The sequence below is a fragment of the Vreelandella songnenensis genome (assembly GCF_003002925.1).
Lineage (GTDB): Bacteria > Pseudomonadota > Gammaproteobacteria > Pseudomonadales > Halomonadaceae > Vreelandella > Vreelandella songnenensis.
Genome location: NZ_PVTK01000002.1, coordinates 1 through 25,037 on the forward strand (window position 1 = coordinate 1; position 25,037 = coordinate 25,037).

At 55.6% G+C, this 25,037-nt stretch carries 22 protein-coding genes; 17 read left to right on the top strand and 5 right to left on the bottom strand.

Features of this window, described 5'->3' with window-relative positions; all coding sequences use genetic code 11:
* Nucleotides 1–193: 193 nt before the first annotated feature.
* Genes guaD through xdhA form a run of 4 tightly spaced genes read right to left on the bottom strand, consistent with a single transcriptional unit; the run spans nucleotide 194 to nucleotide 6,251 of the window.
* Nucleotides 194–1,513 carry a guanine deaminase gene (gene guaD / locus B0H98_RS04555; RefSeq protein WP_106373893.1) on the bottom strand — a complete coding sequence of 440 codons (1,320 nt, stop codon included), beginning with the start codon at nucleotides 1,511–1,513 and terminating at the stop codon, nucleotides 194–196.
* 1 nt (nucleotide 1,514) lies between these two features.
* Nucleotides 1,515–2,327, bottom strand: coding sequence for a xanthine dehydrogenase accessory protein XdhC (gene xdhC, locus B0H98_RS04560; RefSeq protein ID WP_340162375.1), 813 nt, complete (start codon nucleotides 2,325–2,327; stop codon nucleotides 1,515–1,517).
* 59 nt (nucleotides 2,328–2,386) lie between these two features.
* Nucleotides 2,387–4,810, bottom strand: coding sequence for a xanthine dehydrogenase molybdopterin binding subunit (xdhB, locus tag B0H98_RS04565; protein ID WP_106373895.1), 2,424 nt, complete (start codon nucleotides 4,808–4,810; stop codon nucleotides 2,387–2,389).
* On the bottom strand, nucleotides 4,794–6,251 hold the full coding sequence (gene xdhA / locus B0H98_RS04570) for a xanthine dehydrogenase small subunit (protein ID WP_106373896.1): 1,458 nt from the start codon (nucleotides 6,249–6,251) through the stop codon (nucleotides 4,794–4,796). The genes xdhB and xdhA overlap by 17 nt, the downstream gene beginning before the upstream one ends.
* A 196-nt stretch (nucleotides 6,252–6,447) precedes the next feature.
* Between xdhA and B0H98_RS04575 the strand changes: the two genes are divergently transcribed.
* Both B0H98_RS04575 and hrpB read left to right on the top strand, forming a co-directional pair.
* Entirely contained in the window at nucleotides 6,448–7,116 is a 669-nt protein-coding gene (locus B0H98_RS04575; protein WP_106373897.1) for a TetR/AcrR family transcriptional regulator, read from the top strand.
* Complete coding sequence (gene hrpB, locus B0H98_RS04580) at nucleotides 7,113–9,545, top strand: ATP-dependent helicase HrpB (RefSeq protein ID WP_106373898.1); 2,433 nt, start codon at nucleotides 7,113–7,115, stop codon at nucleotides 9,543–9,545. The genes B0H98_RS04575 and hrpB overlap by 4 nt, the downstream gene beginning before the upstream one ends.
* Here the strand turns inward: hrpB and B0H98_RS04585 are convergent.
* On the bottom strand, nucleotides 9,542–9,757 hold the full coding sequence (locus B0H98_RS04585) for a hypothetical protein (protein ID WP_106373899.1): 216 nt from the start codon (nucleotides 9,755–9,757) through the stop codon (nucleotides 9,542–9,544). The two genes, hrpB and B0H98_RS04585, sit on opposite strands and share 4 nt — an antisense overlap.
* Nucleotides 9,758–10,085: 328 nt before the next feature.
* Between B0H98_RS04585 and B0H98_RS04590 the strand changes: the two genes are divergently transcribed.
* The 15 genes from B0H98_RS04590 to clpX all read left to right on the top strand — a co-directional run bounded on the left by B0H98_RS04590 (nucleotide 10,086) and on the right by clpX (nucleotide 25,001).
* Nucleotides 10,086–11,150 carry a COX15/CtaA family protein gene (locus tag B0H98_RS04590; protein ID WP_106373900.1) on the top strand — a complete coding sequence of 355 codons (1,065 nt, stop codon included), beginning with the start codon at nucleotides 10,086–10,088 and terminating at the stop codon, nucleotides 11,148–11,150.
* 105 nt (nucleotides 11,151–11,255) lie between these two features.
* Entirely contained in the window at nucleotides 11,256–11,723 is a 468-nt protein-coding gene (locus B0H98_RS04595) for a DUF2489 domain-containing protein (protein ID WP_106373901.1), read from the top strand.
* A gap of 289 nt (nucleotides 11,724–12,012) precedes the next feature.
* On the top strand, nucleotides 12,013–12,888 hold the full coding sequence (locus B0H98_RS04600; RefSeq protein WP_106373902.1) for an OmpA family protein: 876 nt from the start codon (nucleotides 12,013–12,015) through the stop codon (nucleotides 12,886–12,888).
* A gap of 216 nt (nucleotides 12,889–13,104) precedes the next feature.
* On the top strand, nucleotides 13,105–15,027 hold the full coding sequence (thrS, locus tag B0H98_RS04605) for a threonine--tRNA ligase (RefSeq protein WP_106373903.1): 1,923 nt from the start codon (nucleotides 13,105–13,107) through the stop codon (nucleotides 15,025–15,027).
* A 60-nt stretch (nucleotides 15,028–15,087) separates the two neighbouring features.
* Nucleotides 15,088–15,579, top strand: a complete 492-nt coding sequence (gene infC / locus B0H98_RS04610; protein WP_106373904.1) for a translation initiation factor IF-3 — start codon at nucleotides 15,088–15,090, stop codon at nucleotides 15,577–15,579.
* 81 nt (nucleotides 15,580–15,660) lie between these two features.
* Nucleotides 15,661–15,855, top strand: a complete 195-nt coding sequence (rpmI, locus tag B0H98_RS04615) for a 50S ribosomal protein L35 (RefSeq protein WP_009724291.1) — start codon at nucleotides 15,661–15,663, stop codon at nucleotides 15,853–15,855.
* Nucleotides 15,856–15,912: 57 nt separating this feature from the next.
* Nucleotides 15,913–16,266: a 50S ribosomal protein L20 gene (gene rplT / locus B0H98_RS04620; RefSeq protein WP_009097607.1), complete on the top strand. Its 354-nt coding sequence runs from the start codon at nucleotides 15,913–15,915 to the stop codon at nucleotides 16,264–16,266.
* A 157-nt stretch (nucleotides 16,267–16,423) separates the two neighbouring features.
* Nucleotides 16,424–17,443, top strand: coding sequence for a phenylalanine--tRNA ligase subunit alpha (gene pheS, locus B0H98_RS04625; protein WP_106373905.1), 1,020 nt, complete (start codon nucleotides 16,424–16,426; stop codon nucleotides 17,441–17,443).
* Nucleotides 17,444–17,469: 26 nt separating this feature from the next.
* Nucleotides 17,470–19,851, top strand: a complete 2,382-nt coding sequence (gene pheT, locus B0H98_RS04630; protein ID WP_106373906.1) for a phenylalanine--tRNA ligase subunit beta — start codon at nucleotides 17,470–17,472, stop codon at nucleotides 19,849–19,851.
* 63 nt (nucleotides 19,852–19,914) lie between these two features.
* Complete coding sequence (locus B0H98_RS04635) at nucleotides 19,915–20,214, top strand: integration host factor subunit alpha (protein WP_106373907.1); 300 nt, start codon at nucleotides 19,915–19,917, stop codon at nucleotides 20,212–20,214.
* 207 nt (nucleotides 20,215–20,421) lie between these two features.
* Entirely contained in the window at nucleotides 20,422–20,880 is a 459-nt protein-coding gene (locus B0H98_RS04640) for a flavodoxin (protein WP_106373908.1), read from the top strand.
* A 1-nt stretch (nucleotide 20,881) separates the two neighbouring features.
* A complete protein-coding gene (locus B0H98_RS04645) occupies nucleotides 20,882–21,265 on the top strand; it encodes a hypothetical protein (RefSeq protein ID WP_106373909.1) in 384 nt (127 codons plus the stop codon).
* Between the two features lie 344 nt (nucleotides 21,266–21,609).
* Nucleotides 21,610–22,962, top strand: a complete 1,353-nt coding sequence (tig, locus tag B0H98_RS04650) for a trigger factor (RefSeq protein WP_106373910.1) — start codon at nucleotides 21,610–21,612, stop codon at nucleotides 22,960–22,962.
* 66 nt (nucleotides 22,963–23,028) lie between these two features.
* On the top strand, nucleotides 23,029–23,646 hold the full coding sequence (gene clpP, locus B0H98_RS04655; RefSeq protein ID WP_106373911.1) for an ATP-dependent Clp endopeptidase proteolytic subunit ClpP: 618 nt from the start codon (nucleotides 23,029–23,031) through the stop codon (nucleotides 23,644–23,646).
* A gap of 74 nt (nucleotides 23,647–23,720) precedes the next feature.
* Nucleotides 23,721–25,001 (top strand): ATP-dependent Clp protease ATP-binding subunit ClpX, encoded by a 1,281-nt coding sequence (clpX, locus tag B0H98_RS04660; RefSeq protein ID WP_106373912.1) that lies wholly within the window; start codon nucleotides 23,721–23,723, stop codon nucleotides 24,999–25,001.
* Nucleotides 25,002–25,037 lie beyond the last annotated feature (36 nt).

Sequence of the window (25,037 nt, forward strand, 5' to 3'; positions counted from 1 at the left end):
GTAGTGAAACCGCTTAGCGCCGATGGTAGTGTGGGGTCTCCCCATGCGAGAGTAGGTCATCGTCAGGCACTTATTGTGAAAAATCCCCCGGGGCTTGCGCCTCGGGGGATTTTTTTGTGTGGAAGAAAAGTTTGTAGGTATAAAAGCGGAAGAGAGCGCCAGGTTTTAACGCCTGGCCTCTCTCACTGTTTGATCAGATATTGTCTCGCCTATGCTGGCACTGTCCTCCTGCCCAGGTTTCGTAGATGGCCCGGTCGTCCGCAAGCATCATGAGTGCAAAGAGACGTTCGCCTAAAGTAGTGCAGTGGTCAATGCGTCGTGACAGAAGCGGTGTCGAGCATGGGTCGATAACCACGAAATCTGCATCAAAAGAGGGGGCAAGCTGACCAATGTGGCTATGCAGCGAAAGAGCTTTCGCGTTGCCGTGGGTCAAGCCATAAAACCCCTGCCACGCCGTAAGCGGCTGTCCGCGCAGCTGGCCGACCTGATAAGCGCTCTTTAAAGTACCAAAACCGGAAAGGTCGGTGCCAGCACCGATATCGGTGGCATAGCTATACGCCATGCCGATTTCATTGGCTGCGTCACGATCAAAAAGACCGCTACCCAGGAACAGGTTGGAACTGGGGCAGAACGCTATGCTGGCTCCTCGATCGGCCAGGCGTTTGCGCATGCCGTTATCCAGATGAATACCGTGGGCAAACGTACTGCGCGGGCCTACCAGGCCTGCCTCTTCATAAACCGCCAGATAGTCGCGGCTGCCCGGGAAAAGTTCGGCTACCCAGTCAAGCTCGCCGCTGTTTTCGGCCAGATGCGTTTGCAGCCAGAGGCTTGAATCATTGCGTAGCAGCGCACCGGCGGCATCCATTTGTGCCTTGGTCGAAGTAGGCGCAAAGCGAGGCGTTACGCTATAGCCTAGCCGTTCACGGCCATGCCAGTCCTCGATCAAACGCTCGGTATCAGCAATACCCGAAGCGCCGTCAAGAAGCCCCTGAGGTGCATTGCGGTCCATCAACACCTTACCTGCCAGCATTCTCAGATTGCGTGTTTGGCAAGCAGTAAAGAAAGCATCTACTGAGTTTGGATGACTTGAACCGAAGACCTGCGCGGTTGTCGTGCCGGCCCGCAGCATCTCATCGAGAAAAGCGTTTGAAAGCGCTACTGCATGGGCATGATTGGCAAAGCGGCACTCTTCAGGAAAGGTGTAATCGTTCAGCCAATCGAGCAATTGGCGGCCATAGGACGCCATGATATCCAGCTGCACATAATGCACGTGAGTATCAATAAACCCCGGCATGATGAGCTTGCCGCGATAGTCGAGAACGCCCGCATTTTCAGCAAGCGAAGGGGATAGTTCAGCGAAATCGCCTAACGCATGGATATGTTGACCTTTCAGCCATAGCAGACCATCAGCATAATGTACGAGACTCCCCGGTTCAGGGGCATTCCCATTTCCCGGGTCCTGGGCAAAACTGATCAATTCAGCACGAATAAATGTGTCGGTTGTAACGGTCATATCAACTCGAGGTCGTCGGGGATTTGGCAAAGAGCGTGCGTGCCATATGTGGGTCAAGCCCACGGCTTTCTTGATTGGGGGGCATATCGGCCAGCCAGAGCAGTTCTGATACTGCTGTCAGGGCGATTGCGTAAGGTGTCTTATCCTGCAGCTTGGCATTCTGAATGCGGCCAATAGGACTTCGTACCCGATTTATTCGATTTTCGGAATATCCATCCCGCTTGAGTCGTCCTGCAAAGCTTGCCCATTTGCTCTCTGAACCGATAAGGCCGATAGAGGCGATGTCATCACGCAAAATCAGTGCGGCGACAAGCGCATAATCCTCATCGTGATCGTGGGTCATTACCAATGTATGCGTATCGGGTGGTAGCGTCGCCACACTGGTTTTTGCGTCATCAAGCGTACCGTACTCAAGGCGCGGCTGATGGCGGCACCTCTCGGTAAATACATCAAGGCGGCTATCAAACCAATACAGCTGCCAAGGTAGCGGTGCGCATAGCGAAACGATTTCACCGCCCACGTGGCCAGCGCCAAAAACCGCTACATTGACACGACTGCCCGGGAAAACTTCAAGAAGAACATTGACGTACCCGCCACAGCACTGCCCGCTGCGCCCACCCAGAGAAAAGGTTTCCAAGTGAAAACCCGGCTTTCCTGTGCTTAAAAAACTGCGTGCCGCCTCAAGGGTTTGCCATTCAAAAGTACCGCCCCCGAGTGTATCAAAGCATTCGGTAGGGGTGATGACCATTCGGGCACCGGGCTCACGCGGCGTTGACCCTTGGCAGGTAACCAGGGTGGCGAGCACGTGTGGCATTCCTGCTGTTTGCAGGCGGTTCAGGGCTTCATGCCAGGTATCAGAAGAAAGCGGTGCGCTCACAGCGTCTTTACCCTTAAAGCCTGAGCTGCCAGCAGTACGCGCTCGGGGGTGGCGGGTGTGTCCAGACGGGGTGAGACCCTATAATCTGAAAGACTCGAAAGCGCATCGCGTAGCGCTGACCATACGCTGATTCCCAGCATGAAAGGTGGCTCGCCGACCGCTTTTGAGCGATACAGGCTGGCCATGGAGTTCGGGTGCCCTTCAAGTAAGGATACGTTGAACGTGGCCGGCAGGTCGCCAAACGTGGGTATCTTGTACGTAGCGGGTCCGTCACTCATTAGTACGCCCTTATCGCTCCACTTGAGCTCTTCCGTCGTCAGCCAACCCATTCCCTGGATAAATCCGCCTTCCACTTGGCCGATATCAATGGCAGGGTTGAGCGAGTTGCCGACATCGTGGAGTATATCGACGCGATCCACCAGATACTCACCGGTCAATGTGTCTACACTCACTTCACTTACCGCCGCGCCAAACGCGTAGTAATAAAAGGGCCGGCCCTGGCCGGAAGCGCGGTTATAGTGGATCAGCGGGGTAGCGTAAAAGCCTTTTTCGGAAAGTGAAATCCGATTGAGGTACGCTGTCTGCACAAGTTCGCCCCACGGGATCCTGTGCTCACTTTCACCCAGGCCGGCGACCAGCATGCCGTCTTCCAGGCGCATACCCTCGCGATCCAGCCCGGTTTCAAAGTGGGCGGCAGCAAAATCAAGCAGTCTTTCACGTAGTTTACAGGCTGCGTCACGGGCGGCCATGCCATTCAGATCCGCACCGCTCGAGGCTGCCGTAGGAGAAGTGTTGGGCACCTTGTCGGTCCGCGTCGCAGTAATGCGCACTTGAGAGAGGTCCAATCCCAATTCAAGCGCTACTACCTGGCAAATCTTGGTATGCAGACCCTGGCCCATTTCTGTGCCGCCGTGGCTGATCATCACGCTGCCGTCGGTATAGACGTGGAGCAGGGCGCCGGCCTGATTGAGGTGTTGGGCAGTAAAGGAAATGCCAAACTTGACCGGCGTAAGCGCCAGCCCCTTTTTGATGATCGTGCTGCTCGCGTTGAAGTGGCGTACCGTCTCGCGCCGCGACCAGTACTCACTGTCGGTTTCGAGCTTGTCGATCAGATTATGCAGTAATTGGCATTGATCCACCGTTTGCCCGTAGTGAGTGACATCACGCCCTTCTCGATAAAGGTTACGTTTGCGAACCGTCAGTGGGTCCACGCCCGTATGGCGGGCAATATCATCCATGGCAGCTTCGATAATCATCATGCCCTGAGGACCGCCAAAGCCGCGAAACGCCGTATTGGAAGCTGTATGGGTCCTGGCCCGGTAGCCGGTTACGCGAACATCGCCCAGCGAGTAGGCGTTGTCGGCATGGAACATGGCGCGATCCACGATGGCATCGGAAAGGTCCGGCGAATAGCCACAGTTTCCAATCAGCGAAATTTCGCCGCCCTGAATAACGCCGTGGGCATCAAAACCGAGTCTATAGCGGTTGTGGAAAGGATGGCGTTTGCCAGTGACGTGCATATCCTCTCGGCGCGGTAGGCGAAGCCGCACTGCTTTACCGGTGCGCCTGGCAATAATGGCAGCGATACAGGCCCAGGGCGAGGCCTGGGTCTCTTTCCCGCCAAACCCTCCGCCCATTCGCCGAACCTCTACCGTCACGGCGTGAAAGGCAATGCCAAGGACCTCCGCCACCAGTTTCTGAGTTTCGCTCGGGTGCTGATTGGACGTGTGCACAATAACGCCTTCATCTTCAGTAGGCAGCACCACGCAGGCTTGTCCCTCCAGATAGAAGTGCTCCTGGCCGCCAACGAACAGATCGTTTTCAATGATTTGATCAGCCTGCTGCAGGACACTCTGCCAGTCGCCGCGCTCCTGGGTATGCGTAGGGCGAACCAGCTCTTCGCAGCGCGCCGCAGCAACCGGGTCGAGGCGGGCGGATCGTTCGTCGATATCGATAATGGCCAGCTTGACCGCGCGCCGCGCCGCCTGCAGAGACGTTGCCGCAACGGCAAACAGACACTGCCCGGCATAGCTGATATCGCTTTCGACAAAAATGGGATCGCCCGGGAAGACCGGCCCTATATCGGTATGTCCTGGTACATCGCCAAAGGTGATCACGTCGATAACGCCTGGCGCTTGCCTGACCGTTTCGAGATTCAGGCGCGTCAGCGTGCCGTAAGCTACCGGGGATAGACCAAGGGCCACATGCAGCGCATCAGCGGGTATTGCCAGATCATCGATATAGGCAGCTTTACCAGTCACGTGCTTTTCAGCGCTTTCATGAACGCTTGACTGCCCTGCATGGCATTGTCCGTGGTTTGCCACGGTATGGCGTGCCAATGGCCCATCGCCCTTGATCTGATCATCCAGCTCGCGGCGGGCGTGGCGGCTGTCGGTATCTAGCCTAGTGAGCGTACGCATGCAGCATTACCTCCTGGCCTGGTGATGAAAGCGTCAGATAAAGCCGCTCGATCAGATTGGCGGCCGCCTGCTGGCGGTACCGCGCACTGCCGCGAACGTCATCCATGGGTGAAAAATCTTTGCTCAGGGCAGCTTGGGCCTGACGAAAACCATCGGCAGTGATGAGCTGGCCTTCAAGGGCCTGCTCGGCTTTCAGGGCACGCTTGGGTATGGCTGCCATTCCCCCGAAAGCGATACGCACGTCACGCAGGCGCTCATTTTCGAGCCGATAGGTAAACGCGCCGAGAACCGCTGAAATATCATCTTCGCGGCGCTTGGAGAGTTTCCATACGTGGCATTTGACGTGCTCGTCAAGCCGGGGGATAAAGACACGGGACACGACCTCGCTTGCCGCCAGTGCGGTCCTCTTGTAGTCCAGAAAAAAGTCCTCGAGTGACAGCTGACGAGTCTGGTCGATACTTGCCAGTTCCACAACGGCACCCAGGGCCAGCAGCACCGGCGGGGTATCGCCAATGGGTGAGGCATTGGCAATATTGCCCCCCAGCGTACCGCGGTTACGAATCTGCCGAGAACCCAGGCGATGCAGTAGGTGGGCAAAGGCCGGGAAATGAGCGTTCAACAATGGCTCAAGCTGGGAGTAGGTAACCCCAGCGCCTATCCACCAGCCCTCTTGCCCCTCAAGTTGAGCCGTTTCGATGACCGATAGCGCTTTGACCCCTGTAATATCGATTAGCTGATTCAACGGTGTTAACTGCTGTGTCGCTTCAAGCCAAAGATCTGTCCCTCCGGCTATCAGGCGAGCATCAGGATAGCGAGCGCGAACGTGAGTCAAATCTTCAAGCGAAGCTGGCTGATAAAAGAAGCACTCAGCATTATCGTCTGGTGCCACCGGTGGTTGAGCCGATAGCACCGGCAGGGAAGCTTCATGCCAAAGGGCGGAGGGCTGGGCAAGGCTCTGCATCTGCAACGCTGCATCCCGGATAGGACGATACCCGGTGCAGCGGCAAAGATTGCCGCTTAGGGCGGCCTCAAGCTGTTCAGAAGTCGGGGGTTCACTCGTTTCAGTGCGCGACTCGTGAAGGGTAAACAAGGACATGACCACGCCGGGTGTACAAAAGCCGCACTGGCTTCCGTGGCACTCGACCATGGCTGCCTGAGCTGGATGCAACTGCCCGTTCAGCTCGAGCCCTTCAACGGTCATCAGCGATTTTCCCTGGAGCTGATGCGCGGGAGTAATGCAGGCATTGATACTTATATAGGCAGGTGTAGGCGCATCGGGGTCGGCAATGGCGACAGTGCATGCGCCACAATCTCCTGACGCGCAGCCCTCTTTCGTGCCTGTGATACCCAAATGTTCGCGCAGGAGCGTTAAGATACTCGTATCCGGCGCTACATGGCACTGTCTGGGGTTGCCATTGAGAAAGAACTCAATATTAGCCATGCCCGACTCCGTTATGTTTGTTCTGACCGATTGGTCAATATCAACTGAGCTTGAGACAAAAAAGCGCGCCGCGCAAGTGTTTGCTGAGCGCACCGAGGTGGGGCAAAGTTACGCAAAATGTTACTATTTTGTGCAACGTTAAGCGGCGTTGAGCGAAGTAGCGCGCGTATGTGTCATGCTTATTCAGGAAGTTTATATGTCAGCAGAAACTGCGACCAACGAAAGCGCCCAGCGTGAACGCATTGAACAAGGAATATTGAACGCAGCCGAGCAGGTGTTTGCAAGGCACGGATACCGGGGCGCTAGCCTTCAAGCCATAGCCGATCAGGCTGCGCTGCCCAAGGCTAATATCTTGTATTACATGGGCAGCAAACAGGCGCTCTATATTCGCCTGCTTAACCGTATGATGCGGCGCTGGAACGCGGTACTGGAAAACATCACCCCGGATAGTGATCCAGGGCAGGTTCTGAGCAACTTTATTCGCACTAAAATGGTGCTGGGTCAGCGCTATCCTGACGGTTCAAAGCTCTTTGCCGCCGAAATTCTAGCCGGTGCGCCGTTTTTGAATGAGTATCTTGCAGGCGAACTGCGCGAATGGGTGGCCGCACGGGCAGCCATCATTCGGCAGTGGTCTGCACAGGGCAGAATGGATGAGGTTGACCCGCGCTGGCTGATTTTCCTGATCTGGTCGGCCACTCAGCACTACACCGAGTACAGTGCTCAAGTGACGCGGGTCATTGGTCGCGATGCCCTTGACGAGAACGATCTGGCTTCCATTACCCGGTTTCTTGAGCACGTGATCCTTAAAGGCTGTGGAATCACTGCGCGGTCAACCGTTGAAAATGATGGGGCGGTCGATTCATGAGCCAGCTTCCTATCGAGCCGCATCTTGCTGCTATTGGCAGCGGTCTTGAAAGGCATAACCGACTTATTCTGATGGCGCAGCCGGGCGCCGGGAAAACCACTCGTGTACCGCTCGCGCTTTTAGAAAGCAGCTGGGCATCTGGGCAAAAGATTCTGTTGCTTGAGCCTCGGCGAGTTGCCGCCCGGTTAGCTGCCAGCTTCATGGCCCAGCAACTTGGTGAGCCGCTTGGCCAGACGGTCGGCTATCGGATGCGAGGCGATAGCTGTGTTGGCGAGCATACCCGGCTGGAGGTCATTACCCAGGGAGTGCTGCTGCGCATGCTGCAGGATGATCCGCTGATGGAAGGTGTAGCGGGGATTATCTTTGATGAGTTTCATGAACGCAGCATGGATAGCGATGTAGGCCTGGCATTCGCGCTGGATGTACAGACCAGCGTGCGTGATGATCTGCGCCTGATAGTGATGTCCGCAACCCTGGACATAGGCGCCCTGAGCCGTGTAATGGGGGCAGATGCGCCGGTTATCGTAAGCGAAGGTCGTCAGTATCCGGTAACAACCGGCTACCGGCCTGCTTATGCAAATGAAAGTCTTGAGCAGGCAACGCTGCGCGTTATCCAAGAAGCGCTAGGCGGTCAAGAGGCTGCGGATTTACTGGTGATTCTGCCCGGTGTTGCCGAAATAGAGCGGCTGGTGCAGATGCTGCGCCACACGCTGCCTGATATAGCGTCGCGCCCACTTCATGGGCGTATGTCGCTTGATGATCAGCGTGCGGCATTGGCCCCAGAGGCGAATAGGCGCCGCATCATTGTCTCTACTGCGATTACCGAGTCGAGCGTAACGGTCGAGGGGGTCAATGTCGTCGTTGATGCGGGGCTTGAGCGTGTGCCGATATTTCAGCCGGCAACGGGGCTTACCTATCTAGCGACCCGACGGGTTAACCGGGCAAGCGCCGATCAACGACGCGGCCGGGCAGGGCGCCAACAGCCAGGATACTGTTTTCGGCTATGGGCGCAAGAGCAGCCGCTGGTGGCGCACCGTGAACCTGAGATTTCACAAGCTGACCTGTCGGGCCTTGTATTGGAGCTGGCACGCTGGGGTGTCGGTTCGCCGGATAAGCTTAGCTGGATGACCGCGCCTCCCGCAGGCGCCTGGCAGAGTGCCAGAGCACTACTGGTACAGTTGGGTATGCTGGATGGAGAGCATAAGCTGACTCCCCTGGGCAAACGCTGCGCCCGTTGGCCGGTTGAGCCTCGCTTGGCCGTCATGCTTGAGCATGCTGCCGAGTTCAAGGCAACGGCCCTGGCCTGCGGGCTTGCCGCTTTGCTGGAAAACCGTGAGCGTCGTGAACGCTCCTTGCACGACGCGCTTGGGCAGCGGTTTTCCAACGCGAGACAGTTTCCTGCCTGGTTGCGTGACGCCAAGCGGTTTGCAAGGCTTGCGAACGTATCGCTCAAAGAGGCCGATTTGACACCGCTTTGCAGGCTTCTGGCGCTTGCTTACCCAGAGCGTATTGCCCAGCAGCTCAGCCCGGGGCGGTTCCAGCTGGCATCGGGAAAAACGGCGACTCTTTCGCTGAATGATCCGTTGGCGCACCAACCGTATATCATCGCGGTTGATCTAGAGAGTGCCTCGCGTGAAGCCAGAATCTATGCCGCTGAAGCATTCAGTCTTGAACTGCTAAGCCAGTTATATGCAGACCGTCTGGAGTGGCAAACACGGGTAAGCTGGTCTGAGCAGCAGGGCAAGCTTGTGGGCGAAAAGGTGCAAACCTATGAAGCGCTTACGCTCCTGGCGCGCCCTTTGACTACTCTGCCGCCGGACAGGGTGCTTGAAGCGATGCTTACCGCCGTACGCCAGCGCCCGGGCTTGTTGGCGACTTCGTCGCTTCAGCAGTTGCAGGGGCGGATGACGCTCTTGCGCGAAACGCTGGGGGAGCAGTGGCCCGACTGGTCGACGAAAGGGCTGCTTGATTCGCTGGGGCAGTGGCTGGCGCCTTACTTGACAGATATCACCCGTTTGACTCAGCTTGAAAGAATGCCACTGCACACTTTTCTGTTCAGCCAATTAAGCTGGGAACAGCAGAAAGCATTCAATCAACTTGTTCCTGAGGCGCTACAAGTACCCAGCGGTAAACAGGTTCATATCGATTACCTGACGTGCCTTGAAGGGCGCCCGCCGGTGTTGGCGTTAAAGCTGCAAGAGGCGTTTGGCTGGCAGGAAACGCCTGCCGTCGTAGAAGGTAGGGTAATGTTGATGATCCATCTGCTGTCACCAGCGCGCCGCCCCCTTCAGGTAACGCAGGATTTGAACAGTTTCTGGCTTAACGGCTACCCTCAGGTACGCAAGGAAATGCGCGGGCGTTATCCAAAGCATCCGTGGCCTGAGGATCCCTTGAGCGCAAAGGCCACAGCGTGGACCAAGCGTCGTTAATCCTGCTGTTGCGGGACTTCACCTGGAATACGATACCGAACACCATCTGCGCGCTGCTCTTCATAGCGCCTGTTTTCATCCTCCGGAGCCACACCCAGTACGGTTTCTTGCGAGCCGTCTGGCCAGGTATAGGTAGTGCAGCCTGATAAGGTGCTGAGTGTAGTCAGCGCCAAAACGGCTACCATCCCTGTCGAAAGGCGGTGCTTGTACATGCATGACTCCCTGCTTTATAGGATCTTGTTGAAAGACCTTGAATCGATGTGGGAACTATAGGGTGCTGGCTGGCAGGTTGTAAATCGCCAATCGTCACGCATCTGCTGTAAAAATGACTCTTGATGCGCTGTAGCAGGGACATTAATGCATTGACAAGCCGTGTTTTTCTAATCAACGCGCCACGTTGACAGTTTGTAGTGCGCGTTAGCCAGGTAGGTCAGCGTTTTTGTTTGATGCTAATATAAGTGCCAGGGAACGTTTGGTGATATCTGCGCGTTTTTATAGAAACCAAGGCTATCGCCATCGAAAAAAGTGTAAGGACACATCATGCAAGAATCGATAGAAAGCCGCTTGAAGTGGCTTTTACGTTTAACGCTGTTAGGGACATTGCTGACTGTTCTGGTCATTTTGGTAGGCGCATGGACACGCTTGGTCGATGCAGGCCTTGGCTGCCCCGATTGGCCGGGCTGCTACGGGCGACTGGTGGTGCCGGATAGTGAGTACGCTGCCCTGCGCCATCCGGATGCGCCGCTGGATGCATCGAAAGCCTGGGTTGAAATGGCCCACCGATATATAGCAACCCTGCTTGGCATGCTGGTCATCGGTGCCCTTGTACTAGGTTGGCCGCTGCGAAAAAAGAGCCAGTACCCTTGGCGCATAAGCCTTGTACTTATGGCCGCTATCGTCGTACAGGGCGCTTTTGGTGCTTTCACCGTTACTTTAAAGCTCTGGCCGCAAGTGGTTACCTTGCACCTTCTGGGTGGCTTAAGTGTACTGATGCTGTTTCTCTGGTTACACCTGCGTTTAAGAGGTGTCGCCCAGCACAAGGCGCTCGGCTCCAAACGTTTAAATGTCTGGTGGGGAATGGCCGCTGGCTTGCTGATAGTGCAGCTTGCCTTGGGCGGGTGGGTCACCAGTAATTATGCAGGTATTGCCTGTCAGGGGATTCCTACCTGTAACGGTCAGTGGTGGCCAGGTATGGATATTCACGAAGGCTTTCATTTGACACAAACGGTTGGGCCTAACTACCTGCATGGGCAGCTGCACGCGGAGGCGCGAACGGCGATTCACTTTGTTCATCGTGTTGGCGCCGTATTGCTGGGCTTGTCGCTAATTATTCTGCTTTATCAATACCGCCGCCACCCCATTATAAGGCGATCACTTGGCTGGGTGGTGGGTGTTTTCTTCCTGCAGGTTGCGCTTGGAGCATTAAATGTATTGATGTGGCTGCCTTTATGGCTTGCGCTGATACATACCGCAGGCGCCGTTCTTTTGAGCATTGCTATGCTATTGGCCTGGTGGCAGTGGCGACAGGAGAATGAATGCGCTTTCAACCGCTCTTTTGATGCGTGTTACCCCACTCAAAAAGTACCTGCCGGGCGTGGCATATAATCAAAAGCAGCTAGACCTATTAATCTTGCACAAGAAGTTCACGGTTGTCCCGTAAAGGGTGTACAATTCCTGTTCAGATATTTTCTGTTGGTGGTAAGGAGCTCTATGAATGTAACGGGCGCACTTATATTTCTCGTACTTGCCCTGGCTATCATTGCCGGTCTGGCGTTTTATGCCATGAAGCTTCGCAAGGAAGTAAAGCGGCGTGACGAATTCCGAATTGAAGAGGATCAACGGGCTATTCAGAACAGCCTGGATAACCTGGATTTCGTCACTGGCGCTTTGGTGCAAGGGCAGGTAGATATAACGGAAGGGGCGTGGCGCTGTAAGGTGCTTCTGGAAATTGTTGACCCAAGCCTGGCCGAGCGCGCTGAGTTTCAGGCGTTTGGTCAGGTTTATGAGCGCACTCGGCATTTAAAGACACACTCGGCGCGTTCAAAGCTTACGCCGCGTGAGCGCATGAGTGAAGACAAGCAGCGTCTGGAGGTGGAAGCCGAGATGCGACCAGCCGTATTGGCCGCTGCAGAAGCCGTGATTAAATGGCGCGCGCAAGGTCCTTCTGCGCTACATTAGGTGGATGCCGGTTGCAAAGAATAAGCAAATTGGCGCATCGGCGTGTTTTTTTAGTGCCGATTATGGCAGCTTTGCTATGCTTGAGATGTCGATATTGCCAACAAGTTGATATCTCGGCATTGTTGCCTTCATGCGTAAAAACGTTAATGATAGGCAAACCGTTCAATGCCAAGCAGGGGAACGCCCGCGTGGTGATATTGAACAGGCGAAAAATGGATGCTCTCGCAATAAGAAGCATTGGATAGATTTGGTCATATGGCCAGGTCAGCATTGGATCAAGGAGTCTTGCATGAAAAAATCTACGACTGGCTTACTCATCGGTTCTGCCTTGGTTGTTGGGCTTTCTGGCTGTGCCAGCTCTGCCTCACAATCTTCTGGTCAGAGCAGTGCCAGCAACAACAGCGAGCGTGAGTGGTATCAGCACCCGTTCGTCTGTGGTCTGGCAGGCAGCGTAATCGGTGGCAGCATTGGCTACGCCACCAGTGGCTCTTCCGACGAAGAGAGCGGTGCAGCAACGGGCGCGGTAGCGGGTGCAGCTATCGGCGGCCTGCTGTGTGCAGACCGTACGCCTGAGCCTGTAGCAGCACAGTGCCCAAGCTACGGTGAAGTACCTGCTGGCGTTGCGGTTGATGCCGAAGGTTGCCCGCTGGATTCAGACAATGACGGCGTGCCGGATTACCGCGACCAGTGCCCGGGTACCCCGGCCGGCGTTGAAGTAGATGCAGTAGGCTGCCCGCTTGACTCCGATGGTGACGGCGTTCCGGATTACCGCGATCAGTGCCCCAACACACCGGCTGGCACCGAAGTGAACGCGCTGGGCTGCCCTGCAAGCGCCGTTCTTAACGATGTGAACTTCGAATTCGACTCCGCTGAGCTGACTTCCAACGCCCGCAACATCCTTAACGATGTTGCCGAGCGCCTGGTCAACAACCCGGATGTACGTGTAAGCATCGAAGGCCACACTGATTCACGCGGTACCGCTCAGTACAACAAAGACCTGTCTCAGCGTCGTGCTGAATCTGTAACCACTTACCTTGCGCAGCGTGGCGTAGCTTCAAACCGCATGCGTGCTGTCGGTTATGGTCAAGAGCGTCCGGTTGCTTCTAACGACACCGATCAGGGTCGTGCGGAAAACCGTCGCGTTGAAATCGACGAGTGGAAGTAATTCATGACCTATCGATAGCGTCTCTGGTTTAACCGCTATCTTTAGTTGTGAAATGTGTACCAGCGGGAGGCCTCGGCCTCCCGTTTTTATTTTCCGTAGCGTGCAAGTCTGCTAGGCTACGCGCGGTTATAGTTTTGTATTACCTTATGCTTTTGCTCATTGATAGCGAAATGTGATCCTTGGTATGGATCACCACTGCGCTCAAGGAAAATTTGAATGCCGATTGTCACACTACCTGACGGTAGCCAAAGAACGTTTGAGGCGCCGCTTTCCATCATGCAACTTGCTGAGTCCATTGGCCCTGGTTTGGCTAAGGCGTGCATAGCAGGGCGTATCGACGGCGTTTTGGTAGATGCTGCAGACCTCATCAAGGATGACGCCAATGTGGCGATCATTACCGCGCGCGATCCGGAAGGGGTGGAAATCATCCGCCACTCCTGCGCGCACCTGATAGGTCATGCGGTCAAGCAGCTTTATCCCGAGGCCAAGATGGCCATTGGCCCTGTGATCGAAAACGGCTTTTATTACGATATCGATTTTGGCCGTTCAATTACGCCGGAAGATCTCGAAGCCATCGAAAAGCGTATGCAGGCGCTGATTGAGCGTGAATACGACGTGGTTCGTGAGTATGTGGATCGTGACCAGGCGATGCAGACCTTTCAGAATCGTGATGAAACCTACAAGCAGGAAATCATTCGCGACATTCCTGAAGGGGCCGAGATTCGTCTCTATCATCATGAAGAGTACACGGACATGTGCCGTGGCCCGCACGTACCGAACACACGTCATCTCAAGGCGTTCAAGCTGACCAAGCTTGCCGGTGCCTACTGGCGCGCAGATGCGTCCAACGAAATGTTGACGCGTATTTATGGAACGGCCTGGGGCGACAAGAAGCAGTTAAAAGCCTACCTCAAGCGCCTCGAGGAAGCGGAAAAGCGCGATCACCGCAAGCTAGCTCGTCGGCTTGATCTTTTCCATATGCAGGAAGAGGCGCCAGGCATGATCTTCTGGCACCCCAACGGGTGGGCGTTATGGCAGCAGGTCGAGCAGTACATGCGGGGTGTATACAAAGAGGGTGGCTATCAGGAAATCCGTTGTCCTCAGGTAATGGATGTTTCGCTCTGGAAGAAGTCCGGTCACTGGGACAACTACGCCGACGGAATGTTCTTTACCGAGTCCGAGAAGCGCGAGTACGCCCTGAAGCCCATGAATTGCCCTGGCCATGTTCAGGTATTCAATTCCGGGCTGCGCAGCTATCGTGAGCTGCCTGTACGCTTTGGCGAATTTGGCGGGTGTCATCGTAATGAGCCGTCCGGCGCCTTGCACGGTATCATGCGCGTTCGTGCCTTTACTCAGGATGACGGCCACGTTTTCTGTACCGAAGCCCAGGTCGAGCCTGAAGTCACCAGCTTCCACCGCCAGGCGCTCAAGGTCTATGAGGACTTCGGCTTCGAAGACATCGCCATCAAGATTGCCCTGCGCCCTGAAAAGCGCATTGGCAGCGACGAGGTCTGGGATCGCGCCGAGGACGCTCTGCGTGGCGCATTGAAAGCCTGCGACGTGGAATGGCAGGAACTTCCTGGCGAAGGTGCGTTCTATGGTCCCAAGATTGAATACCACATGAAAGACTGCCTGGGCCGGGAATGGCAAGTAGGTACCATGCAGGTGGACTTCATGATGCCCGAGCGTTTAGGTGCACAGTATGTGACCGAAGAGGGCGAGCGCAAGCCGCCGGTAATGCTGCACCGCGCGATCGTGGGCTCCATGGAGCGCTTCATAGGTATCCTGATTGAACATTATGCTGGCGCTATGCCATTATGGTTGGCACCTCAGCAGGCCGTGGTGATGACGATCACCGATGCACAGCGCGAATATGCCCTTGAATTGGAGCAGCGCCTGCAAAAAAATGGCTTACGGGCTAAAGCGGACTTGAGGAACGAGAAGATCGGCTTTAAAATCCGTGAGCATACGTTACAGAAAATTCCCTATCTCCTTGTGGTGGGAGATAAGGAAGTCGAAGCTGACTCGGTGGCCGTGCGAACTCGCAGCGGCGAAAACCTCGGCACAATGACTATCGATGAACTTATTGAGCGTCTAAGTGCAGAGCGAGCAGCCCTGGCGACATCGTCAATTGCCTAAGGAGACGGAACGATCAAGCGAAGCAACCAGCGCGGGCGTCCAGCAGACAAACGCCCACCAATGAACGAGCGGATTACCGAAGAAGAAGTACGTTTAATCGATGCAGAAGGTGAGCAGTTGGGTGTCGTGCCCACCACCGAAGCATTGGAGCGTGCTGAAGCTGCCGGTCTAGACCTCGTGCAAATCTCGAATGCCGATCCCATCGTCTGTAAGATCATGGATTACGGCAAATTCGTTTTTGAGACGAAGAAGCAAAAAGCGGCTCAAAAGAAGAAGCAAAAGCAAATCCAGGTCAAGGAAGTCAAATTCCGTCCTGGCACCGACGAAGGCGATTATCAGGTGAAGTTGAAAAACCTGACGCGCTTTCTGGAAGGTGGTGACAAGGGTAAGGTCACTTTGCGCTTCCGTGGTCGTGAAATGGCGCACCAGGACATCGGCCGCAAGCTGATGGAACGGATCGCGGCAGACCTGGAAGAGATCGGTGTGGTGGAGTCTTTCCCGAAAATGGAAGGCCGCCAGATGATCATGATCCTTAACCCGAAGAAGAAGTGATCCAGAGGCGTTGCCAACGGGCCATCGCTTAGGCGGTGGTCGGCCCTGGGTTTTCTAAAAAATATCGAGCGGAGTTTTCTCATGCCGAAAATCAAAAGCAACAGCGGCGCTGCCAAGCGCTTCAAAAAGACCGCTAACGGCTTCAAGCACAAGCAGTCTTTCCGTAGCCACATCCTGACCAAGAAATCGACCAAGCGTAAGCGTCAGCTGCGTGGAATGAAGCAGATTCATGCTTCTGACAAAGCGCTGATTCAGCGCATGCTGCCGAACCTGTAACGTCGAATTTTCTTTTCTGAGTGCCGTTGGCCTCAGCCTTAAAGTCAGGAGTGTGTTATGACTCGTGTTAAGCGTGGCGTAGTTGCCCGTCGTCGCCATAAAAAAGTATTGAAGCAGGCCAAGGGTTACTACGGTGCCCGTTCGCGTGTTTTCCGCGTAGCCAAACAGGCCGTTATCAAAGCCGGCCAGTATGCCTACCGTGACCGCCGTAACCGCAAGCGTCAGTTCCGCGCGCTGTGGATTCAGCGTATCAATGCGGGTGCACGCATCAACGGCATGTCCTACAGCCGTTTTGTTGGCGGCCTGAAGAAAGCCGGTATTGAAATCGACCGTAAAGTATTGGCCGACCTGGCAGTACACGAAAAAGCGGCGTTTGCTGCTATCGTGGAAAAAGCCAAGGCTGCCCAATAAGGTTTTCATTACGCCGAGCACTGCCGGTGTAACGTGACCAAGGTCATTTCAGTGTGACCCTGCAGGGGAAGAGCAGCCGCTCTTCCCCTGTTTTTTTGTCACCTTCTACGTGCAACACCCTCAAAAAGAGGGAGCCGCTTAATTCGGAGTGAAACGGATGGACCACCTTCCTACTCTGGTATCTGAAGCTCGTGATGCCATTCAGGCCGCGCAAGACGTTCCTGCCCTTGAGGAGCTACGCGTTCGCTACCTGGGAAAAAAGGGCGAAGTAACGGCCTTGCTGAAAGGCCTGGGCAAGCTATCGGCAGAAGAGCGTCCCGCTGCCGGTGAGCGGATCAACCAGGCCAAGCAGACGCTGGCCGGTGAAATTGATGCCAAGCGCCAGGCGTTGGACAGCGCTGCCCTAGATGCCCGGCTGGCGGCGGAGCGCATCGATGTCACTCTGCCAGGGCGTGGTCAGGCTGAAGGCGGTCTTCACCCCGTAACGCGCACGCTCGAGCGTATCGAAGGGCTGTTTACACGCATTGGCTACGATGTAGCGGTCGGCCCGGAAATCGAAGATGACTATCACAATTTTGAAGCGCTCAATATTCCGGCTCACCACCCGGCACGCGGAATGGCGGATACGTTTTATTTCGACGCGACTCGGCTGCTGAGAACCCATACGTCACCGGTGCAGGTGCGCACCATGAAAAACAGCGAGCTGCCGCTGCGCATCGTGTGCCCTGGTCGTGTTTATCGTAGCGACTCGGACTTGACGCATACGCCCATGTTTCACCAGGTAGAGGGGCTGCTGGTCGATGAGGGCGTCAGTTTCGCCGATCTCAAGGGTACCATTGAAGATTTTCTTCAGGCCTTTTTTGAGCGTGACGATCTGTCGGTACGCTTCAGGCCTTCTTACTTCCCGTTTACCGAGCCCTCCGCTGAGGTCGATATTCAGTGTGTCATGTGCAGCGGTAAGGGGTGTCGCGTCTGTTCACACAGCGGCTGGTTGGAAGTAATGGGGTGCGGCATGGTGCATCCGGAAGTATTCCGTCATTCGGGTATCGATACCGAACGCTATACCGGGTTTGCCTTCGGCATGGGCGCAGAGCGTCTGGCAATGCTGCGCTACGGGGTCAATGATCTGCGTTTGTTCTTTGAAAATGACCTGCGCTTTCTGCGCCAATTCGCCTAATACCGCCGCCTGATACAGGAACGATCATGAAATTTTCAGAACAGTGGCTGCGCGAATGGGTATCGCCGCAGCTTGGGACTCAGGCCATTGCCGATCAGATCACCATGGCCGGTTTGGAAGTGGACGCCGTCGAAGCGGTTGCCGCCTTGTTCAGCGGCGTTGTGGTCGCCGAAGTGCTGAGCAAGGAAAAGCATCCGGATGCCGACAAGCTGAATGTCTGCACGGTCAATGACGGTTCAGAGGCGCCGGTGCAGGTGGTGTGTGGCGCCGCAAACGTCGAGGTTGGTCAGAAGATTCCTTTTGCCCAGGTGGGCGGCGTACTGCCGGGCGATTTCAAGATCAAGAAAGCCAAGCTGCGCGGCGTCGAATCGCGTGGCATGATCTGTTCGGCATCCGAGCTCGGGCTCGAGGAAGATACCTCGCCCGGTATTCTGGTGCTGCCTGAATCCGCCCCGGTGGGTGTCGATTTTCGTGAGTTCATGCATCTTGATGACATGACCATCGAGGTGGATTTGACGCCCAACCGCGGCGACTGCCTGAGCATCAAAGGACTGGCGCGGGAAGTGGGCGTGCTTAATCGCCTGGCGCTCAGTGCACCTGACATCGAGCCGGTTAGCGCTGAAATCGACGATACCTTTTCGGTAAGCGTGGAAGCGCCCGAGAAGTGTCCGCGCTACGTTGGTCGAGTCATCAAGGGGGTGAACGTCAAGGCTGAAACGCCGCTGTGGATGGTCGAGCGGCTGCGGCGCAGCGGTATTCGCTCCATTGATCCGGTCGTGGATATTACCAACTATGTCATGCTGGAACTTGGCCAGCCGCTGCATGCTTTCGACCGCGATAACCTCAATGGCCAGATCATTGTGCGCCTGGCTCAGGCGGACGAGCAGCTGACGCTTCTGGATGGCCAGCAGGTATCGCTACGTCCCGAGACACTGGTGATCGCCGATGAGGCAGGGCCGCTCGCCATGGCGGGTATCATGGGGGGCGAGAATTCAGGCGTCAGCGAAGCTACTCAGACGATTTTTCTCGAGTCAGCCTTTTTCACGCCGCTTGCAATCGCCGGGCAGGCGCGCTCCTACGGCCTGCATACGGATGCCTCTCACCGCTTCGAGCGTGGCGTGGATCCGCAGCTTGCCAGCGTGGCGGTCGAGCGCGCCACGCGCCTGCTGATCGATATCTGTGGTGGCAAGGCCGGGCCTGTAGGCGAAACGACAAATGATGCCCACATGCCGGTGCCCAGCACCATCTTGCTGCGCGAAGCACGGCTGGAAAGTGCGCTCTCCAAAAAGCTGGCCGGTGATGATGTCACTGATATTCTCGAGCGACTGGGTCTTGATGTTACCCCCCAGGCAGATGGCTGGTCGGTGGTGGCGCCGAGCTGGCGTTTTGATGTTGCCATTGAAGAAGACCTGATTGAAGAGATTGCACGTATTCATGGCTACAATAACTTGCCTGTTCGCCGTCCGGCGGCGCGGCTTGCGCTGCGCTCAGCCGATGAAGCGACCCTGACCCAGGCACAGCTGCGTCGTCAGATGGTGGCTCGCGGTTTCCAGGAAGCCGTCACCTACAGTTTTGTTGCACCTGAGCTGCAGGCTGCGCTGCTGCCGGATGCGGTGTCTCCGGTACTTGCCAACCCGATCTCCGCCGATCTTTCGGTAATGCGGGCAAGTCTGTTTCCAGGTCTGGTGCGTGCCATGGAGCACAACCTGAATCGTCAGCAGACCCGCGTTCGTCTCTTCGAGACAGGGCTTGTGTTCAACGGTGAGCTGGACCAGCTGTCGCAAATCCCCATGATGGGGGCGCTGGCGTGCGGTAGCCGCGAATCGGAAGGGTGGAGCGGTTCAAAGGAGCGTATCGACTTCTACGATTTGAAAGGCGATCTCGAGAGTCTGCTGGCGTTAGGCGGTAATCTCGATGCCTGGCGTTTCGAGCCTGCCGAGCATCCAGCGCTCCATCCGGGTCAGAGTGCCCAGATTCTGTTCAAGGGTGAGCACGCCGGTTGGATTGGCACGCTACATCCTCAGGTGCGCGCCAAGCTTGGCCTGAAAGTGGATGCGGTGCTGTTTGAAGTGCGCCTGGATACGCTGAGTCAGGGCAGTATTCCTGCGTTTGAAGCATTGTCACGCTTCCCTGAAGTGCGCCGCGACCTGGCGTTTACCGTCAAGGATGAGGTGCCGGTACAGGCATTGCTGGATTGTGCCAGGGCGCAGTCGGGTGATTACTTGAAAGACATCACGCTATTTGATGTCTATGCTGGTAAAGGCGTGGCGGACGGCCACAAGAGTATTGCATTGGGCTTGACCTGGCAGCATCCTTCACGCACGCTAAACGATGAAGAAATCAATCAGTTGATAGATTCCATCGTGACACAAGTGCGTGTCCAGCTTGAGGCTGAGCTGCGCGGCTGACAATAATACGCGACACGACGCTTATCACGTTCTTGGCAATGCGTTTGCTACAAGGAGAGTCTTATGGGTGCGTTGACCAAAGCAGAGCTGGCGGAGCATTTACATACCGAGCTGGCACTGTCTAAGCGAGAAGCGAAAGCAATGGTCGAAGCTTTCTTTGAAGAGATTCGAGCCTGCTTACGAGAAAACGAACAGGTCAAGCTGTCAGGATTTGGCAACTTCGACCTGCGTGATAAGCGTGAACGGCCAGGGCGTAACCCCAAGACCGGCGAAGAAATTCCTATTTCGGCACGCCGTGTAGTGACCTTTCGCCCGGGTCAAAAGCTGAAGCAGCAGGTCGAGCACTACGTCAAGAACAAGTAGCGCTGATGAATAGCGAGATGAATGGAGCGTCTTCGGACGCTCCATTTTTTATGCGCGTAAGAATCAAGCCGCCTTGCACCAGCTAAAGCACAGGAGGGGGCTGAAATGCGCCTTCCAGACGGGTTATGTTACTATTCCGACTCATTAGCGGCGCTGGTTGAATCTCTGAATCAGGCGTCGGAATACTCTGAATACAGGAAGGTAGTGATGCCTCAACTGAACATACTGGTGGGTACCATGTACGGCGGCGCTCTGGATGTCGCCGAGCAGGTCAAGCCGCTCTTCGAAGCAGCCGGGTATGAAGTGAATATTGCCGAGCAGCCCACTTTAGACGATGTGACCAGTGATGACGGTGTTTCCCTGTTTGTAATCTCAACTACCGGTAGCGGCGACTATCCCGGCAACTTCGTCCCCTTTGTGCGTAATCTGAGTGATCAAAGCCCGGCGCTTACCTCCTTGCGTTACGGCCTGATTGCCTTGGGGGATAGCTCCTACGCCGATACCTTCTGTGGCGCAGGGCGCCAGCTCGATGCGCTGCTCGAAGAGCATGGCGCACGCCGTCTAGGCGAGCGCCTGGAAATCGATGCCATGGAAACCTTCATGGCGGATGATGCCGCAGTTCCCTGGGTGGAAACATGGATTGACGAACAGCTGAAGGGCGCCTGACATGCAGATCAGGCCTTACTCAGCGGAGCGTATAAGCGTAGCGCTTGGACTTTGCGTAGTGATGCTGGCGGCCGTGCCACGCTTCATGGCAGACGGCCATGAAACACGGCAAACGCTTATCATGATGGGCGTAGCCCTGGTAGCCGTGGCCACTGCCGTTCAGTGGCGCCTGCTGGGCGCCGAGCAGCGCAGCCGTCTGCCGCGTTTATGCTTGCGTCTTTCAGGCATGCTTGTTTTGGGGGCCTTGGTAATGGGCGCATGGCATATGCTGTTCACGGACTGGATCAGCTGGCAGGTGTTTATCTCTCATGCGGCTACCTGCGGATTGCTTGTGCATGCGGTAAGCCTTTGGTGGACATCCGAGCAGCATGCTAAAGAAATCTAAGCAGCATCTTCACTCAACTGCTGGTATTCACAAGCGATTAATCAAGCGTCTTGCGCTTTTACATGCGGAACCGCAAATGGGTAAATCTTGATGAATGGACATGAGTATCGGTACGATGGTTGACAGAAGATTGCTAGATGGCAAGCAGGATATTGCATCAACTCAACGTTACAGTGATTCAGGCCCGGAAAGTAATAAATAAGTCACTTATTGCCTTGTAATTAATGCCTGCGCCCCCATCTTGCGAGCATGGCGCTTGCCACCGTGCGCCAGGGTTCTTAAAATTGCCCCTTTGATCTTATTAAACACAGTCAACATGACGCCCAGCCGCTAGAGGACAATTCATGCAAGTTTCCGTCGAGACAACCTCCCAGATCGAACGCCGTATCACTATTCAGGTACCGGCTGCCGAAATCGACGAGGCTGTCAGCACTCGCTTGAAAGACACCGCGAAAAACGTTCGCCTGAATGGTTTTCGCCAGGGCCGGGTTCCGATGGCAGTGGTTCGTCAGCGTTACGGCGACAGCGTACGCAGCGAAGTCGTAGGCGAAGTGATGCGCGAGCGCTACGTGCGTGCCATTACAGACGAAAGCCTCAATCCTGCCGGCTATCCTCAGATCGAGCCGAAAGTGAATCAGGAAGGCAAGGATCTTGAGTTCGTGGCGATCATGGAGATCTATCCCGAGGTTGAGCTGGCCTCTATCGAAGGCACCGAGGTTGAGCGACCCGTCGTCAACGTAAGCGATGCCGACGTTGATGAAATGATCGAAACGCTGCGCAAGCAGAATGCCGATTGGCAGGAAACCGATGCAGCGGCGGCGGATGGCGACCAGGTAACCATCGATTTCCAGGGCTTCATTGGCGACGAGCCGTTTGAAGGCGGCAGCGCTGAAGGTCACGCGCTGGTTATCGGTTCCAATAGCTTTATCCCGGGTTTCGAAGAGCAGCTGATCGGTGCCAAGGCCGGTGAAGAGAAGACGATCAATGTAACCTTCCCGACTGATTACCAGGCCGAGCACCTGGCGGGTAAGGAAGCGAGCTTCAAGGTCACCGTACACAAGGTCAGCACCCAGCAGCTGCCCGAAGTGGACGCTACCTTCATCGAGCGCTTTGGTGTTGAAGACGGCGATCAGGAAAAATTCCGCGCCGAGATCAAGAAGAACATGACGCGTGAAGCGTCACAGGCAGTCGACAATCGCGTCAAGCAGCAGGTGCTGGATGCGCTGAAACAGGCGAACGATATTCCTGTGCCGAGTGCTCTTGTTCAGCAGGAAACTGACGCCATGAAGCGTCAGGCCGCGCAGCAGTTCGGCCTGGGCGAGGACTTCGATGTCAGCCAACTGCCCAATGAACTGTTTGAAGAGCAGGCCAAGAGCCGTGTTCAGGTAGGCCTGCTGCTGGCTGAAGTGATCAAGTCCAACGAACTTGACGCCGATGACAACGCTATCAAGGCGAAGGTTGAAGAGCTTGCCGAGCAGTACCAAGACCCCTCCGAGGTGGTTGAGTACTACATGAGCAATGACCAACTGAAGACCCAGGTGAAGTCAGCCATTCTTGAAGAGAAAGCGGTTGATAAGCTTCTGGAACAGACGAACGTTAAAGACGTTGAAATGTCTTATCAGCAAGCACTGGCTGCGGCTCAGCAGCAGGCTGAGCAAGACGAGGGTGCCGAAGAGGGCGAGCAGGCAAACGCCTAAGTACCCCGTAAGCGGCGCACCCCAAGCGGTGCGCCTTTCCCTCACCGGACGCAAGGAATCACCTGAATGAGTGAATTTGATATTCAAAACGCCGGCGGTCTAGTGCCCATGGTGGTTGAGCAGAGCGCCAAAGGGGAAAGAGCCTACGATATCTACTCGCGCCTGCTGAAAGAGCGTGTCATTTTTCTGGTCGGCCCCGTTGAAGACTACATGGCCAACCTGGTGGTTGCTCAGATGCTGTTCCTCGAGTCGGAAAATCCGGACAAGGACATTCATCTGTATATCAACTCGCCGGGCGGCTCGGTAACCGCGGGTATGTCGATTTACGACACCATGCAGTTCATCAAGCCTGACGTATCTACCGTCTGTATTGGCCAGGCGGCCAGCATGGGCGCGCTGCTGCTGACCGCAGGTGCTGCCGGCAAGCGTTACTGCCTGCCCAACTCACGCGTCATGATTCACCAGCCGCTGGGTGGCTATCAGGGCCAGGCGTCTGACATCGAAATTCATACACGTGAGATTCTGGGTATCCGTGAGAAGCTGAACCAGATTCTTGCCCACCACACCGGTCAGGATCTGGAAACGGTTGCCCGTGATACGGATCGCGACAACTTCATGAGCGCCAATAAAGCTCAAGAGTATGGCTTGATTGACGCAGTGCTGGATAAGCGGCCTACATCCTGATAGCGTGATGAGGTTTTGCTTTTCTAACGAGCTTTTATGGCGGTGCAAGCCGCCGCAGTGATAGAGGTACGCTAATGGCCGACGGCAAAGGCAAGGATGAAGGTGGCAAATTACTCTACTGCTCGTTCTGCGGAAAAAACCAGAATGAAGTACGTAAGCTGATTGCTGGCCCGTCCGTATATATCTGCGATGAGTGTGTCGACTTGTGTAATGACATCATTCGCGAGGAAGTTCTCGAAGCCGATGCCGAGAGCGATGAGGAGCGTTTACCTACGCCTCGCGAAATTCGCCATACACTGGATGACTACGTCATCGGACAGGACCGCGCCAAGATGGTGCTGTCTGTCGCGGTTTACAACCACTACAAGCGTCTGAAAACCGACGTGCGTGATGGCGATGTTGAACTAGGTAAATCCAATATTCTGCTCATCGGCCCCACTGGTAGCGGCAAGACGCTGCTGGCGGAAACCATGGCGCGTCTATTGAACGTACCTTTTACCATTGCGGACGCCACCACGCTGACGGAAGCAGGTTATGTGGGTGAAGATGTAGAAAACATCATCCAGAAACTCCTGCAGAAGTGCGATTACGACGTCGAGAAAGCTGAACGCGGCATCGTCTATATCGACGAGATCGACAAGATTTCTCGCAAGTCCGATAATCCGTCGATTACGCGGGACGTATCGGGTGAAGGCGTACAGCAGGCCCTGCTCAAGCTGATCGAGGGCACTACCGCCTCGGTACCGCCTCAGGGTGGGCGCAAGCATCCGCAGCAGGAATTTGTGCAGGTGAATACTGCCAATATCCTGTTCATCGTCGGCGGTGCCTTTGCCGGTCTGGATAAAGTCATTCGCGATCGTGCCGAGAAGGGCGGTATCGGCTTCAACGCCAGCGTCAAGAGCAAAGAGTCTTCGCGCGGTGTCGGCGAGCTTCTGGCGGATGTCGAACCGGAAGATCTGGTCAAGTTTGGCCTTATTCCCGAGTTCGTCGGCCGTCTGCCGGTCATCGCCACGCTGACTGAGCTTACCGAAGATGCGCTGATCCAGATTCTCACTGAGCCGAAAAACTCGCTGGTCAAGCAGTATGCCAAGCTCTTTGAAATGGAAGGCGTGACGCTTGAGTTCAGAGACGAGGCGCTGCGTGCAGTGGCTTCCAAGGCGATGGAGCGCAAGACCGGCGCGCGTGGTCTGCGCTCTATTCTTGAGTCAGTACTGCTCGACACCATGTATGAAATTCCTTCGATGGATAATGTCAGCAAAGTCGTCATCGATGGGTCGGTGATTGCTGGTGAAAGCGAGCCGCTGCTGATGTACTCCAACCAGGAAGAAGCTCGGGTTGACGGTACTGACGGGTAATCGCGGGTTGCTAGCCGCGGCCTAGCGTCAGCCGCT

Coding starts and splice junctions, on each gene's coding strand:
- B0H98_RS04600 (WP_106373902.1), top strand. CDS start 12,013: ATGAAAAAATCTACGACTGGCTTACTCATCGGTTCTGCCTTGGTTGTT.
- thrS (WP_106373903.1), top strand. CDS start 13,105: ATGCCGATTGTCACACTACCTGACGGTAGCCAAAGAACGTTTGAGGCG.
- clpX (WP_106373912.1), top strand. CDS start 23,721: ATGGCCGACGGCAAAGGCAAGGATGAAGGTGGCAAATTACTCTACTGC.
- clpP (WP_106373911.1), top strand. CDS start 23,029: ATGAGTGAATTTGATATTCAAAACGCCGGCGGTCTAGTGCCCATGGTG.
- B0H98_RS04635 (WP_106373907.1), top strand. CDS start 19,915: ATGGGTGCGTTGACCAAAGCAGAGCTGGCGGAGCATTTACATACCGAG.
- xdhC (WP_340162375.1), bottom strand. CDS start 2,327: ATGCCACACGTGCTCGCCACCCTGGTTACCTGCCAAGGGTCAACGCCG.
- rplT (WP_009097607.1), top strand. CDS start 15,913: ATGACTCGTGTTAAGCGTGGCGTAGTTGCCCGTCGTCGCCATAAAAAA.
- hrpB (WP_106373898.1), top strand. CDS start 7,113: ATGAGCCAGCTTCCTATCGAGCCGCATCTTGCTGCTATTGGCAGCGGT.
- B0H98_RS04595 (WP_106373901.1), top strand. CDS start 11,256: ATGAATGTAACGGGCGCACTTATATTTCTCGTACTTGCCCTGGCTATC.
- rpmI (WP_009724291.1), top strand. CDS start 15,661: ATGCCGAAAATCAAAAGCAACAGCGGCGCTGCCAAGCGCTTCAAAAAG.
- pheT (WP_106373906.1), top strand. CDS start 17,470: ATGAAATTTTCAGAACAGTGGCTGCGCGAATGGGTATCGCCGCAGCTT.
- B0H98_RS04585 (WP_106373899.1), bottom strand. CDS start 9,757: ATGTACAAGCACCGCCTTTCGACAGGGATGGTAGCCGTTTTGGCGCTG.
- B0H98_RS04645 (WP_106373909.1), top strand. CDS start 20,882: ATGCAGATCAGGCCTTACTCAGCGGAGCGTATAAGCGTAGCGCTTGGA.
- B0H98_RS04640 (WP_106373908.1), top strand. CDS start 20,422: ATGCCTCAACTGAACATACTGGTGGGTACCATGTACGGCGGCGCTCTG.
- infC (WP_106373904.1), top strand. CDS start 15,088: ATGAACGAGCGGATTACCGAAGAAGAAGTACGTTTAATCGATGCAGAA.
- B0H98_RS04590 (WP_106373900.1), top strand. CDS start 10,086: ATGCAAGAATCGATAGAAAGCCGCTTGAAGTGGCTTTTACGTTTAACG.
- guaD (WP_106373893.1), bottom strand. CDS start 1,513: ATGACCGTTACAACCGACACATTTATTCGTGCTGAATTGATCAGTTTT.
- xdhA (WP_106373896.1), bottom strand. CDS start 6,251: ATGGCTAATATTGAGTTCTTTCTCAATGGCAACCCCAGACAGTGCCAT.
- tig (WP_106373910.1), top strand. CDS start 21,610: ATGCAAGTTTCCGTCGAGACAACCTCCCAGATCGAACGCCGTATCACT.
- pheS (WP_106373905.1), top strand. CDS start 16,424: ATGGACCACCTTCCTACTCTGGTATCTGAAGCTCGTGATGCCATTCAG.
- xdhB (WP_106373895.1), bottom strand. CDS start 4,810: ATGCGTACGCTCACTAGGCTAGATACCGACAGCCGCCACGCCCGCCGC.
- B0H98_RS04575 (WP_106373897.1), top strand. CDS start 6,448: ATGTCAGCAGAAACTGCGACCAACGAAAGCGCCCAGCGTGAACGCATT.